The sequence below is a fragment of the Paenibacillus sp. BGI2013 genome (assembly GCF_002843485.1).
GTDB lineage: Bacteria > Bacillota > Bacilli > Paenibacillales > Paenibacillaceae > Paenibacillus > Paenibacillus amylolyticus.
Genome location: NZ_PJFA01000015.1, coordinates 34,741 through 48,305 on the forward strand (window position 1 = coordinate 34,741; position 13,565 = coordinate 48,305).

The following is a 13,565-nucleotide window of genomic DNA, read 5'->3' on the forward strand; positions in this document are numbered from 1 at the left end:
GACTACTTGTTATATAAGATTACAGCTTGAATTGTTCCACCAGCTTCTGTAGCTTGTGAGCCAGATGGGCAAGGGAATCAGCAGAGGATGATATCTCCTGCATGGAAGCCACCTGCTCCTCCGTAGCAGCAGAGATGTTCTCCGTTCCATCGGCATTGGTTTCCGATATGGCGTGGATCTGATCAATGGATTGCACCACTTCGGCTGTACTTGCAGACATCTGTTGTGAGGCGGCTGCAATGTTCTCAAGCTGATGATTGACGACCCCAACAGCCTCACTAATCTGGGCAAAAGCTTCATCTGCAAACTGCACGGCACGAATGCCGTTGCTCACATCCTGTTGCCCGATCTGTACATTCTGGTTGGCCATTGAAATCTCCTGTTGAATTGCTCCAACCATCTCTACAATCTTCTGGCCGGACAGGCTCGATTGTTCCGCCAGCTTGCGGACTTCGCTGGCAACCACGGAGAAGCCGCGTCCATGCTCACCTGCACGTGCTGCTTCAATAGAAGCATTGAGAGCAAGCAAATTGGTTTGTGCAGCGATATCTGTAATGACAGATACCATCTCACCAATGGATGTGGAATGCTGTTCAAGTCGTCCAGCAGTATCTGCCATACCTTGCACAAAGCGACTCACGGAACTCATCTCGGATACGGCGGTCTGCATGGTTGCATTCCCTTTATCCGCGAGCTCACTTGCTTGCATGGCAGCTTCGGATACTTGCTGTGTGCTGTTCGTTACCTGTCCCACACCTCCAGCAAGCTCATTCATCTGTAGTGCCGTATGTTTCAGGCTGCTTGTTTGTTTCTCAAGTCCAGCTGCGGATTCTTCCGTGATCAGGGCGACTTGCTCTGTTGCTTTGGTTGTCTCCGATGAGTTGACTGCCAATTGTGTGGATGAGGCGGTTAACTCGTCAGCCGTGTGTCGCACGTCCTGAATAACGGTTCGCAGGGATTCGCTCATCTTATTGAAGCTGGTGCTCAGCTTGCCGAATTCATCCTGTCCCAATACAGCTACCTCAATGGTCAGATTACCATTACTAATTTCGTCAGATGCCTTCACCAAGCGGTTCAGTGGCTTGGTGATTGATTGCACAATCCAGAAAATAATAATGGAGCTTACCGCAATTGCAATCGCTACAACAATAAGTGTGGTGTATAGGATCGGACGGACAGATGCCGTCACTTCCCCACTGTCAATGACACCAACCACGGTCCAGCCCGTCGTTTCATTGGTGGAGAAAAAGGCGTGTTCCTGGTTTCCATTTAGTGTATAGGTCAGACTTCCGTTTTTCTGTGCGAAAATATCTTTATAGGGTGCCATGGTTCCTTCGGTCCCTGGTTTTTCGGTAGGATGTACAATGATTTTATTGGCATTATCAATGATATAGATATAACCCTTCTCGCCAATCTTCGTGGAGTTAACCGTCTTCGAGAGGGCTTCAAGCGACAGGCTGACAGAGACGACACCATGGCCATCCGCTGAGGTCTGAGCTACTGAAGCAACAACATTGCCGGTATTGCTTGATAAGTAGGGGGTGATTACGGTAGGGACATCTTTGTTCTGCGTAGCAGCCTGATACCACGGGCGTTTGCGCGGGTCATAACCTTCTTTGTTCACCGCAGTTACAGGGGAGTTAATATACACGCCCTGATCGGTACCGATGGAGGCAAGTTCCACGTCATCATGCGTTTCCTTGTAAGCGTCGAGCAAGGTACGGATGGTATCTGTTTCGTCACCCTGATTGGGTCCGACATTGCCTGCATCCAGCTGACTTGCCAGGAAATCAACATTTTTGCGTGTTGCACCAATGATCTGGTCAATGGTCTGGTTGAGCACAGTAACACTGCTGATTGCGTTCTCATACATTTTCTCTTCAACCTTGGCATCAGCTGTTTGGAACGAGATAATGCCCAGACTAATGGTTGGAATGAGCAATACAATGGCAAATGACAAAATCAGTTTCTCTCTCATCTGCATTGTTCTTTTGACCCCTTGTTTACGAATTTTTTTCATACACATTCCCCCTCTGTGTAACCCATCCCCATGTCTAGTGGATAAGCCCATCTGGTAAAAGATATTTCATTCCATCCTTTCCAGAAGTTTCTGGTGCTATCGTATGACAAAATTCGCGTTTATTCAACATAATTTATGAGTTTCGCGAAAATATTTTTCGATTTTGTAGGTATTTAGGATTACATCTGTTCTATAAAAAGTAATCTGTCTCTCCCTTAGTGCACATCTTGTGGTATATTTCTGAATTAATGTGAAGTGAATTCTGCAAAATGTGAAATCCATAAGACATGTAACTGGTCATGTTGAATACACAAAGAAGTTGTTTTCATGAAGAGTGGACCTGGATGGATCTACATCCATATATATCGGTTTATGGGGACTGAAATTGGAGAGGGGTTGTAAGGCAGTTGGACCAAAGTACACTACAGATATCTGGACAGGAGAACATGGAAGAGGTCCAGGATCAAGCTACATTCATGCAGGGGGTCAAAGATTGTATCCCAACCCTGCTTGGTTATTTGAGTATTGGCTTTGCGGCGGGTGTTATTGAAATGACCGCAGGTCTGAGTCTGGCGGAAACGGCACTGCTCAGCCTGATTTTATATGCAGGATCGGCTCAGTTCATTGCAGCAGGCATGCTCGCATCGAATGGATCAGCAGTAGCCATCATGTTCACCATATTTTTTGTGAATCTTCGCCATTTGCTGCTCAGTGCAGCTGTATCACCGTATTTTCGGCATCTGACCCCGCTTAAAAATATGTGGATTGGTTCATTGCTTACCGATGAGTCTTTCGGCGTGGCGATGACACGTGCGATTGGCAGGGAAAGGCTTAGTGAACGCTGGATGCACGGTCTGAATATTACCGCATATCTGAACTGGTTCGTGGCTAATATGGCGGGAGCGTACTTTGGACGCTGGATCACTAACCCGGAACGACTGGGTCTGGATTATGCCCTGCCAGCGATGTTTATTGGACTGGTTGTACTCCAGTTGGTGCATCGCAAAAACAAAAAAATACACATTAATGTGGCTATTATCGCCGTTGTCTGTGTAATCTTCGCCAGCATGGCTTCACTTGGCAGCATGAGTGTCATTGTGGCTGCGGTCATTGCGGCAACGATGGGAGTGTTCATGGAACGATGGAAGTAAGATGGGATGTTTTCTGGATTATTATGGGCTCAGCGTTGTTAACATTTATTCCGCGTGTACTGCCACTGATGCTGTTCAGCAAGATACAGATTCCAATGTGGTTGTTACGCTGGCTGGAGTATGTACCCGTAGCGGTTATGGCAGCGCTGATTGGTCAGGAACTGTTCATGACGGGCAACCAGTTAGTGCCGATTACGCAAAATGCAGCTCTGTGGGCATCCCTGCCTACGATTGCAGTAGCTATCTGGACACGCAGTCTGCTTGGAACCGTATTGGTCGGTATTGTGGCTATGATGATACTGCGATATTGGATCGGATAATTGCTAGGAGAGTCATAAGATGGCGAAACTCAGTTATGAAAACGCTATTTTCTATTGTAGCAGAAAGGGATAAAATGGAGACTGAGGTGTTCAGTGTTTCCATTTTGCACAAGAGGAAGGAACGATTTCAATCATGAGTACAAGTCCATCCGTTATATTGTTTCAGGGAGACTCGATTACAGATGGGGGAAGATCACGCAATGATGATCCAAATCATTTTCTCGGACACGGGTATGCGTATCTGATCTCCAGCAAACTGGGTATGGAACTGGCGGGCAAGCAAAAGACCTTCTATAACAGAGGCATCAGCGGGGATCGGGCATCGGACCTGTACGCACGCTGGAATGAGGATACCATTAGTCTAAAACCGGACCTGATCAGCATCCTGATTGGGGTTAATGATGCCTGGCGCACGATGAATGGTGAACCTAGCGGGGTAACGGATCGTTTCGGACGGGCGTATCGCCATTTGCTCGAAGAAACTCGGGAAGTGATGCCAGATACGGGGCTGATTTTGATGGAGCCGTTTATTTTGAGAACTGGAGCGACTGCGGAGAAATGGGAAGCCTGGGAAGAGTATGTCGGTCAATATCAGAAACTGGCCCAAGGTCTTGCTGAAGAATTTGGAGCTGTGTGGGTGCCATTGCAGCAGACGTTTAATGACGCTCTGAAACAGGCGGATGCAGCGTACTGGTTATGGGATGGCGTACACCCAACCGCGGCAGGTCATGAGCTGATTGCACGCCAATGGTTGTCTGTTGTACAGAATTCTTCGCTTGCGATTGTGTAATAACAACAGCGGACAGCTAGGATATGGGCAGCAGCATTATAGGTATTCAGGATTAATTGAGGATGAGGATATAAGATAGTTAAGAATATGAGATAACCATAAAAAGCCTGTGGTGACAGGCAGAATGCAACGGAGAACCTGACGAAGGTTCTTCGTTTTTTTGGTTAGGAAGGAGAAGGAAGTAACGTCGTGGAAAGGGTTCTAATGGATAATTCTTCAAAAATGCTATCATATCCGGTAAAATGAAATCGATTACATTATAATATGGGCATGACAATCCATTAACGAAGAGTGGTGAATCCAATGGAAGATTCCATTCACGAAGTCGAAAATGAAAATATAAACCAACGTGGTACTGAGAGCAGAGCATTGAGTTCCTTAAGTGCCGACAGACTCTTGGAGAAGTTATCCCGGCCTGAATTGGCTACGTTATACACAGACTTGAAGGCTTACGGTGAACGTGCCTTGAAAGAACCCATGCCTTCCTTGTCGTTCCGTCTATATCGACAGTTCAGTGATATGGGTGAGCGAAAAGCCTATGAAGAGGCTTATTTCGATCGAAGGGGCAGACTTGCTGCTGTGGCGATGCTCGCATTAGACACAGCTAGGCCGGATGCACTGCAGGCGCTGGAAGAAATATTGTGGGACGTGTGTGGTGAGTATACGTGGTGTTTGCCCGCGCATCTGGGTACGGGAGAGGTCAACCAGGTGAATGGGAACATCGATCTGTTCGCAGCAGAGACGGTACATATGCTGGCCGAGATTGTGACCATTCACGCCGAGCGGCTGGATCGCCTTGTCATAGAACGGATCAGGTCTGAAGCAGAACGGCGAATCTTCACTCCGCTTTACCGGGAGCAACGGAAGTTCCACTGGCAGACAGCGGATCACAACTGGTCGGCGGTCTGTGGTGGGTGCTGTGGCATGGCCGCATTGTTGCTGCTCGAGGATGAGTCCATACTACAGGAATCGATCTCCCATAAACTCAGCTGTATGAACGCATTCTTGAGCGGATATGGCGAGGATGGCGGCTGTGCCGAAGGCATTGGATATTGGGTATATGGATTCGGTTATTTCACGTATTATACCGAGATGCTTCGTGAGTACAGTGAGGGCGAACTAGATCTACTGACGGGTTCCAAAATAACAGCCATCGCAGCCTTCCCACTGCGAGTTCATTTGTCAGGTGGAACATTCGTAAATTATTCGGACAGTGCCGAGCAGGAAGAGATCCCTTCCGGATTGCTTTCCCTGCTCGCATCCCGATTTGGGTTGCAGGTGGATTTGCCGCTTCATATTCCACTGCTTACTGATGATCCCTGTCATCGTTGGGCTCATCTGTTGCGGAACGTGATGTGGAGCGATCCGGCAGTGTATGGTGATGAAGGTGCTTCTGGGCAGGCTGAACGGGGATTTATCTTTCAAAATCTGGGCTGGATGATTGCAAAAGGATCGTTCGATTCTCCGGATACAAAACATGCGAACGGCGCACCCCTTCATGTGGCTATTTCCATTAAAGGCGGGCATAACGATGAACCTCACAACCATAATGATCTGGGGCAGTTCATTATCCATTGCGGTGGTGAGAATATTCTGTGTGATCCAGGAGCAGGGTTGTATACCCAAGCGTATTTTGCGCCAGGCAGAGAGCAGTTGTTACACATCTCATCATCCGGGCATAACGTTCCGCTCATTGAAGGCCAGGAGCAAAGCTCGGGCCGGCAAGCGCAAGCCCATGTGTTAGAGGCAAAGCTGGCAGAGGATGGCGGTGAGCTGAATACAACATTGGATCTGACATCCGCATATTCTGGAGCTGTTTCACTGGCTCGTTATACGCGCCAATTTCATTGGAAGAAGGCTTCTGGGGGTAGCAGGAATGGAGCGGAATTGCGTCTCATTGACCGTTTTCAATGGAAGAGCAGGGTGGTGTCTTTGGCTGATCGATCATCTTCGGTGGATAATTCAGATTCACATGCAGAGTTTTCAAGTGTTGTTGAACGATGGATGAGTAGAGTACAGCCTGAAGTGGTGAAGAGCGGTAATCTTCGCTGGCAAGGCGAACATGGAACGGTCCATATGACGTATGATGGGAACCAGTGGCAAGTCCTTACGGAGGCAATAGACACAGTTGATCATGATAATGTTCCAGTCACATTCTATCGGACGTCACTATCATGGACAGGTGCAATTGATGAGACAGATGTTCGGACAGAACGCCCTAATTCGCTTGAAACGGTATGTGAGGTACGCTTCATCATTGAACCGAAAATGGGAGAAACCGAGGTGAGCATGCGTGAGTAAATATACATCTGCGTCCACATATCCATGGAAAGATGAACTCGAACATTACCGTACATTGGCAGAACAAGCGGGCCGCCCTCCGGCAGACGGCTGGAATAGTGAGCGCAAGTTGGCACTTGTTGAAAGTGTTGTTCGCGCTTACACACCATATCAGGACAGCCAGGGGGCAATTATCGACCCGTTCTCGGGTGTGGAGAGATATTATTCTACACCGGCCTATGCGATGGCTGCGGCAGTTCTGGTTGATGCAGGGCGTACAGATTTGCTCCAATCGGCAGCAATAGCCCTGTCACAGAGCATTGATGCCGTGGTCAATGGTAGCGCACCTGACAATCACCCCGATTTTTTTCCGGTTCTCATGATGAGAGCCTATATGTTGTTGAAATCACACCTGCCTGAACATGCACAGATCTGGGCTGAGGCACTCAAGACAATCAGTCCTGAACAAGATTATGTATTTACGATGAGCAAGATGAACAATCCCAATCGCATGATTAACTGGAACGCCATTATGATCTCTGGCGAATATCTGCGGTGGCATGAACAGCTGGCGAATGAGGGTACTGCGTGGATGGATCGATATCTGGAAGCCTATCATCTACCCCGGTTTACGGCCCTTGGCTTGTATCAGGATGGACCGCTGGACCGTCCAAATTGTCCATTTTCCTATGATATTGCCACCCGTTATCACCTTGGGGTGATGCTCGAAGCAGGTTACGAGGGAACCACTGCCGATACGTTACGTGAGCAGCTGCGCCATGGTGCCTTCAGCTCGTTACTAACGCTCTCGCCGCTAGGTGAGATTCCACCGCGTGGTCGCAGCTCCCAACATCAGTGGAATGAAGCTACCGCAGCTTATGTATGTTCTACACATGCAACGCAGGCTCTGGAGGCGGGAGATCCGGTGATGGCGGGTGCTTTTGCACGTGCGGCCAATCGGTGTTTTGCTGCTGTTGAGCGCTGGAAGATGGAAGATGGACGTTTGAAAATCGTGCGCAATGAATACGCGCCAGAAGATCGGCACGGGTATGAAATCTATACCAACCACACCTGTTACAACCTGTGGACGGCAGCAGCGCTGGCCCACGCTTGTCTCAGTGATCCGGGAGACGATGTGGGCGAAGTGTATCTTCCTTCCGAGGTGGGCAGTAGGGTTTTGCAGACCGATGGGTGGTTCGAAACTGTGATTGCTTCCATACCTGGTCAGCAACTGGTATTACACACGGCGATGAATGATCCGTATACGATTTCTGGTTTGGTACGGATTCAGCAGATGGGGTTACCTGGTCTGATTGGTCCGTCCGCTGCCAGCCATGTGCAGGCCGGATTTACGGAGTTTGCCGAAGGGGCGGTCCGTCCGCTCAGCTACTGTCCTGCCTGGAAGACACCAGATGGGGTATGGCACAGTCTTGCAGAGGGGATTCCATCCGGTGGTGCATATGATCGGGATGTTGGATTAGACCCTGCTCAGGGAGGTGGTTCCATTGTGTATGAGAAGGTGGACGATGATACACGGAACCAAGTGGAGCAGCATCTGGAGGAAAGAGCGGCAGAAGATGGCGTGAACGCCTTGGAGAATGCTTTTGCCGTGACATGGGTCGGTCCATTACCCGGAATTAAAACATTGCGTACCCATTATGTACAACAGGCGGATGTGCTGACTATAACGTATGAATTCGAAGGAGAGATCGCGGCAGCAGGGGCACTCATTCCGTTGATGTTCCATGATGGCCGTGAACAGGCGGTAATTACCAATACGGATCATAGCGTGCGAACGGAGTATCGGGGGGCGTATGTAGAATCCACTGCGCTGGATCAGGGAGCCATAATTCATCTGGAGGAACAGGCTGTGGCCTCCCGTAATGGTTTACTGAAGGAAGCCCGGATTGAAGTGAACGGAGCACGTAGGTTGTCATTTGCGATCCGATTGGGCGAGGTTAACTGAAGGTGTTCAGGTTGAGGATCATTAGATCTCGAAACATCTCAAAACAGCTCAAAGCATAGTTAAAAGTGTTATTCGTGGATGATTAGTGATATTTAACGGATAGCTATTGCAGTTACGGCATACGACGCTATAGATAAGTTTGAGCTGGAGCATCAAGCTTAGATGTCTGGTATTGAATCGAGGAGGGATATGTTCATGAACACATCAACGTCGGTAAAATGGCTCGAGGAAGCGTGGCAACAGGGGGCTGCCAAAACAATTCGGAATGCAAAGCGGATCAAGGATACATTTCCACACATTGCCCCGCAAGGGACGTATGATCGGAATGATCCGGAATGGTGGACAGCAGGTTTCTGGCCTGGATTGTTATGGCTGGTCTATGAGGATGCTCCGGAAAGTGAAGCGGTCGCTCCGCTACATCGCATTGCCGAAAGCTGTGAGCGGCAACTGGAAGGTTGTCTGCGTGATCCCGAATCGGTGGATCACGATCTGGGGTTCATCTGGCTGCTTAGTGGCGTAGCCAACTATCGCCAGACGGGCAGCATGGATGGACGGCGGCGTGGAATGCTTGCCGCCAACCTGCTCGCTGCCCGGTTCCACGTGCGCGGTGAGTTCATCCGCGCCTGGAACTTCAGCTCGTCAGCAATGGATACGCGCGGCGTAGCCATCATTGACAGCATGATGAACCTGCCGCTGCTCTATTGGGCATCCGAGCAGAGCGGCGACCCGCGCTTCCGTTGGCTGGCGGAAGCACACGCGGACACCGTGGCGCGCGAATTCATCCGCGCGGACGGGTCCATCTGCCACGTGGTGGAGTTCGATCCACACACGGGGCAGAAGCTGCGAGAGCATGGCGGACAGGGCCATGCTCCAGGTTCCGCCTGGGCGCGGGGGACCGCCTGGGCGTTGCACGGGTTTGCGCTGTCTTTCCGATATACGGGCGAAGCCCGATATCTGGAGACAGCGGAGCGTGCGGCCGATTTCTTCCTCGCCATGCTTGGCGAAGAGATCGTGCCGGTGTGGGATTTCCGCGCACCTGCGGAGCATCAGGTGGCGTGGGACTCGTCCGCTGCGGCGATTGCCGCGAGCGGGTTGCTTGAGCTGGCGAAGCTGTCGCCGCGGGGGGAAACCTATGCTGCCGCTGGAGAACGTATCGTCCGCGGGTTGCATGAGCACTATAGCTCAGGCGACTCGGCTGCGGAAGAAGGTCTGATCATGCAGGGAACGGTGCATTACCCGGAAGGGCGAGGGCTGAATGTGCCGATTATATACGGCGATTATTTCTATATGGAAGCGCTGGCGAAGTTGCGTGGACATGCGGGGTTATTTTAAAAGAAGAATTGAGAACTACGGGCAGGAAGAACCGAAAGTGAGAACGGATTAGTAAGGTCGTCGTGTTATGAGCCTTCGAGTTGTTTCATTAGATTCAACTAGTTAATCAGTTATATATTCAGTATTTATTGTCAGTAGCGTCATTAGCAAACCATCATCACCTGTCCGCATAAGGCTGTCTCCAGGATTAGGAACGATATTCCCTCTACTGGAGAAGGAGTATACCTAAGCTTGAGCTTTGAATAGACAAATCAAGGTGAGCGGACAGGCGGATGGTGTACATAATCGAAGGAAGACAAAAGAATGTCTGGTCTATGAATACTCATTCTTACGGGTCCAGTTGGGGTGCAGACTTAGCTATGCTCTACTGAAAAAATCAATTTTCACTTCGAAGGTGTACGTCTCAGGATGACAAAGTCGGCAGAAGATTGATCTGGATAGCGCTGCGGAATAATCTCATGAACTTTGAAATCAGGATAGTCGAAGAGATACTCGAACAGATTACGGTCCTGGATTGTATCAATCCCCGGGTTGCCGTTTTCTTTCAAACGGGTGTAAAGCACCACCCATGCTGTTGAGGAGTGCAGAATATCATAGAGGGTATTGCGAAAATCTGTTTCATCCGTGATGTGATATAACACATCCAGACAGACCGTCAGATCGGCTTGCAGGAAACCTCGGTTAATCCATAGGCCTGGTGTATACAGCATGAAGCTCTTGGAAGAATCCTTGGCAAATTGGGAAGCACAACGCTTTACTGAAGAAGCCGCTACATCCACGCCCAGGTAGTCCTCATAATTCATGTATTGCAACTGGTTGCCATCCCCACATCCAAACTCAATGACACGATGAATCCCTTCACGTTGAATCAGTCCGTTCACGACCTCGGCCTTGAATTCAGCCAAAACCCCGTATGAACCCCTCCCAGAAGTTTCACCCGAACGATATGTTTCCTCCCAATACCCGATGTAATCAAAAGGCTGATGCATTATGTTTCCTCCAATCCTGTTAAAAGAAGTTCAAGACTGCCAATATACATAGGTATGCGCAATATTCGCAGGTATGATCGGTTGAAACAGGAATAGAAGATAAATTAATTTCCATAGAATTCCCTGAAAATTTCCTGAAAGTCTAAACATCTGGAAAGAACTTGCCGACATAAAACATAAGGAAAAAAATGATGATAATCGGGGGGAAATGATGTTAAAGCCAAGATTGACCAAGTACATGGTGATGATGCTGGTGTTGATGCTGAGTATTTCCAACGTAGGCTTGGCCGCTGCGGCAGACAAAGAACTGTCCAAAATTGTGGTTTCCAAGAATGAGATGTCGCTCGAAGTTGGTGATTCTGGGTCTGTTACGGTGACAGGGGTATATTCAGATAATACTTCGGCTAATGTAACGATTAGTACAACCTGGAGTAGCGAAGATACTTCGATAGCAACTGTATATAATGGTGCAATCACGGCCAAAAAAGAAGGTAAAGCGACGATTACGGCAGCTTACCAGGGTCAGAGTCAGACTGTTCAAGTGAAAGTAACGAAGAAGGTCAAAGCTCTTTCGAAAAACGTGCAAAGTCTGGATTTACGCACGGGAGATACAAAAGAAATTATTTTGACAGCAACGTATAGTGACAATGAAACAAATAATGAAGCAGCAAGTACGGCAGAATGGTCTACCAGTGATGAGAAGGTTGCTACCGTGGTGAATGGTAAAGTAACTGGACAAAGCGCGGGTACAGCTGTGATCACAGCCAAAGTTGGCAGCCAAAGCGTGACGGTGGATGTTAACGTTGAAGTGGTTAAACGTGTAGATGTAGATAAACAGCAAGTTAACTTGCTGTTGAACAAAAGTGAAAGTGTGAAAGTGACGGCTACGTATCCAGATGGTACAACCAAAGATGTAACCGATCTGGCGGAGTGGACATCCAGCAATGAGAAGGTCGCAGATGTTCTCAAAGGCGAAATTACAGGATACTCGGCAGGTTCTGCCAAGATCACAGCCAAATACGGTACGAAATCAGTATCCGTTGACGTGGATGTGGATCTGACGAGCAAACTGAGTGTGGTGAAACAAAGTATTTTCTTCCGTTTGAGTGATACAACCAAAACGGCTAATGTCGTTGTAACGGCTTCTTATCCAAACAGCAGCGATGTGAATGTAACCGATCAGGCAACATGGACATCCAGCAACGAGAAGGTTGCAACGGTATTCAAGGGACAGGTCACAGCGATTAGTGCAGGTTCAACAACGATTAAAGCAACCTACAGTGGCAAAACCGTAGAAGTTGCTGTGGATGTAGATACGGCAAGATATTTGGATATCAAAGATGTGACTGACAAGCTCGCCATGAGTGTTACAGGTGAGAACAAGTCCAAAAAATTGGTAGCCAATGCAGAGTATATTGATGCAAGCACAGAAAATGTAACTTCCAAAGCAACATGGACTTCAAGCAATGCAGATGTTGTATATGTATCAAACGGCGATCTGATTGCATACAAATCCGGTACGGCTACGATTACTGTAGCTTATGGCGGTAAAACGGTTAAATTCACAGTCAATGTAGACGTAGCAGACAAGTATGAGATGGACAAGAAGAAAGCATCAGTAGCCGTTGGTGGAACGACTTCTGCCAAAGTACTGGCGTTGTATGGTGAAACATCCAAAGATGTATCTGAAGATGCAACTTGGAGCAGCAGCAGCGACAAAATCGCTGAGGTAGATAGCAAAGGGGTTATCACAGGTGTTGCTACAGGTAAAGTAACCATTACCGCGAAGATTGAAGGCAAAACACTGACTCTGCCTGTTGAAGTAGGTATGGCTAGTGGACTGGAAGCAGATGTGAACTTCGTTGTTCTGTCTGCCAAAGAAACTCAGACGATCCTTCTAACAGGTACGGATGAGGACGGCAACACGTTGGATGTTACATCCGAAGCAACCTGGAAATCCAGCAATGCACGTGTAGCGGATGTGAAAAAAGGCGTGATTACGGGTAACAGCAGTGGTAAAGCCAATATCACAGCAGAATACGGCTCCAAAAAAGTGACGATCCAAGTTGAAGTGGATGTCATCACACGTATTGAAGCTTCCGAGCCGGTTCTTTCCCTGAAATCAGGCGATACAGCTGATCTGACGGTTACTGCCTTCTTGAGCGACGGTAGCGAGCGTGATGTTACGGACAAAGCTGAATGGAAAACGAACAGCTACAAAGTAGCTCAAGTGACCAAAGGTAAAGTCAAAGCTACAGGTTCAGGTAAAGCCAAAATTACTGCAAAATACGGTAGCAAGTCTGTAACGATTGCTCTAGATGTGGATACACTGAAATATTTGCAGACGGATAAAGTAACGTTGACTATGAAACCTGGTGAAAAGGTAACCGTGGCTGCAACTGCAACGTATGCCGATGGCAGTGAAGCGAATGTATCCAAACCGGCTCTCTGGAAATCTTCCCGTATTGCAACAGCATCGGTGAAAGATGGAATCATTCAGGCGAACGGCAAAGGTAAAGCAACGATTACAGTAACATTTGCAGGTGTGAAAACCAAAGTAACGGTAGTGGTTGAAGCGAAGTAATTGCTTTTCCAAATGTGAGTGTGAAACGCGCAAATAAAACGGTGATGCCAGCTAATAGCTGGCATCACCGTTTTTTGTTTATAAACTAGGCATGTCTTCAAGCTCTAACGAATCTGAAACGTCCTATAAGAAC

At 48.4% G+C, this 13,565-nt stretch carries 9 protein-coding genes; 7 read left to right on the forward strand and 2 right to left on the reverse strand.

The features are described from left to right. Positions 1 to 19 precede the first annotated feature (19 nt). Positions 20 to 2,020 carry a methyl-accepting chemotaxis protein gene (locus CXK86_RS26735; protein ID WP_101314847.1) on the reverse strand — a complete coding sequence of 667 codons (2,001 nt, stop codon included), beginning with the start codon at positions 2,018 to 2,020 and terminating at the stop codon, positions 20 to 22. Positions 2,021 to 2,466: 446 nt separating this feature from the next. Here CXK86_RS26735 and CXK86_RS26740 point away from each other — a divergent pair, with 446 nt between their 5' ends. The 6 genes from CXK86_RS26740 to CXK86_RS26765 all read left to right on the forward strand — a co-directional run bounded on the left by CXK86_RS26740 (position 2,467) and on the right by CXK86_RS26765 (position 9,859). Then, positions 2,467 to 3,171: an AzlC family ABC transporter permease gene (locus tag CXK86_RS26740; RefSeq protein WP_036616527.1), complete on the forward strand. Its 705-nt coding sequence runs from the start codon at positions 2,467 to 2,469 to the stop codon at positions 3,169 to 3,171. Then, positions 3,162 to 3,491, forward strand: coding sequence for an AzlD domain-containing protein (locus CXK86_RS26745; protein ID WP_101314848.1), 330 nt, complete (start codon positions 3,162 to 3,164; stop codon positions 3,489 to 3,491). Before CXK86_RS26740 ends, CXK86_RS26745 begins: the two co-directional genes overlap by 10 nt. A 133-nt stretch (positions 3,492 to 3,624) precedes the next feature. Continuing rightward, positions 3,625 to 4,281, forward strand: a complete 657-nt coding sequence (locus CXK86_RS26750) for an SGNH/GDSL hydrolase family protein (protein WP_047840427.1) — start codon at positions 3,625 to 3,627, stop codon at positions 4,279 to 4,281. A 303-nt stretch (positions 4,282 to 4,584) separates the two neighbouring features. Beyond that, positions 4,585 to 6,582, forward strand: coding sequence for a heparinase II/III domain-containing protein (locus tag CXK86_RS26755; protein ID WP_101314849.1), 1,998 nt, complete (start codon positions 4,585 to 4,587; stop codon positions 6,580 to 6,582). Then, positions 6,575 to 8,527, forward strand: a complete 1,953-nt coding sequence (locus CXK86_RS26760) for a glycosyl hydrolase (RefSeq protein ID WP_101314850.1) — start codon at positions 6,575 to 6,577, stop codon at positions 8,525 to 8,527. The genes CXK86_RS26755 and CXK86_RS26760 overlap by 8 nt, the downstream gene beginning before the upstream one ends. Positions 8,528 to 8,722: 195 nt before the next feature. Next, a complete protein-coding gene (locus CXK86_RS26765) occupies positions 8,723 to 9,859 on the forward strand; it encodes a glycoside hydrolase family 88 protein (RefSeq protein ID WP_017691075.1) in 1,137 nt (378 codons plus the stop codon). 383 nt (positions 9,860 to 10,242) lie between these two features. Here CXK86_RS26765 and CXK86_RS26770 read toward each other — a convergent pair whose 3' ends face one another. Continuing rightward, positions 10,243 to 10,848 carry a methyltransferase domain-containing protein gene (locus CXK86_RS26770; RefSeq protein WP_036616541.1) on the reverse strand — a complete coding sequence of 202 codons (606 nt, stop codon included), beginning with the start codon at positions 10,846 to 10,848 and terminating at the stop codon, positions 10,243 to 10,245. 211 nt (positions 10,849 to 11,059) lie between these two features. Here CXK86_RS26770 and CXK86_RS26775 point away from each other — a divergent pair, with 211 nt between their 5' ends. After that, positions 11,060 to 13,432, forward strand: coding sequence for an Ig-like domain-containing protein (locus CXK86_RS26775; protein ID WP_076253929.1), 2,373 nt, complete (start codon positions 11,060 to 11,062; stop codon positions 13,430 to 13,432). Positions 13,433 to 13,565: the final 133 nt, after the last annotated feature.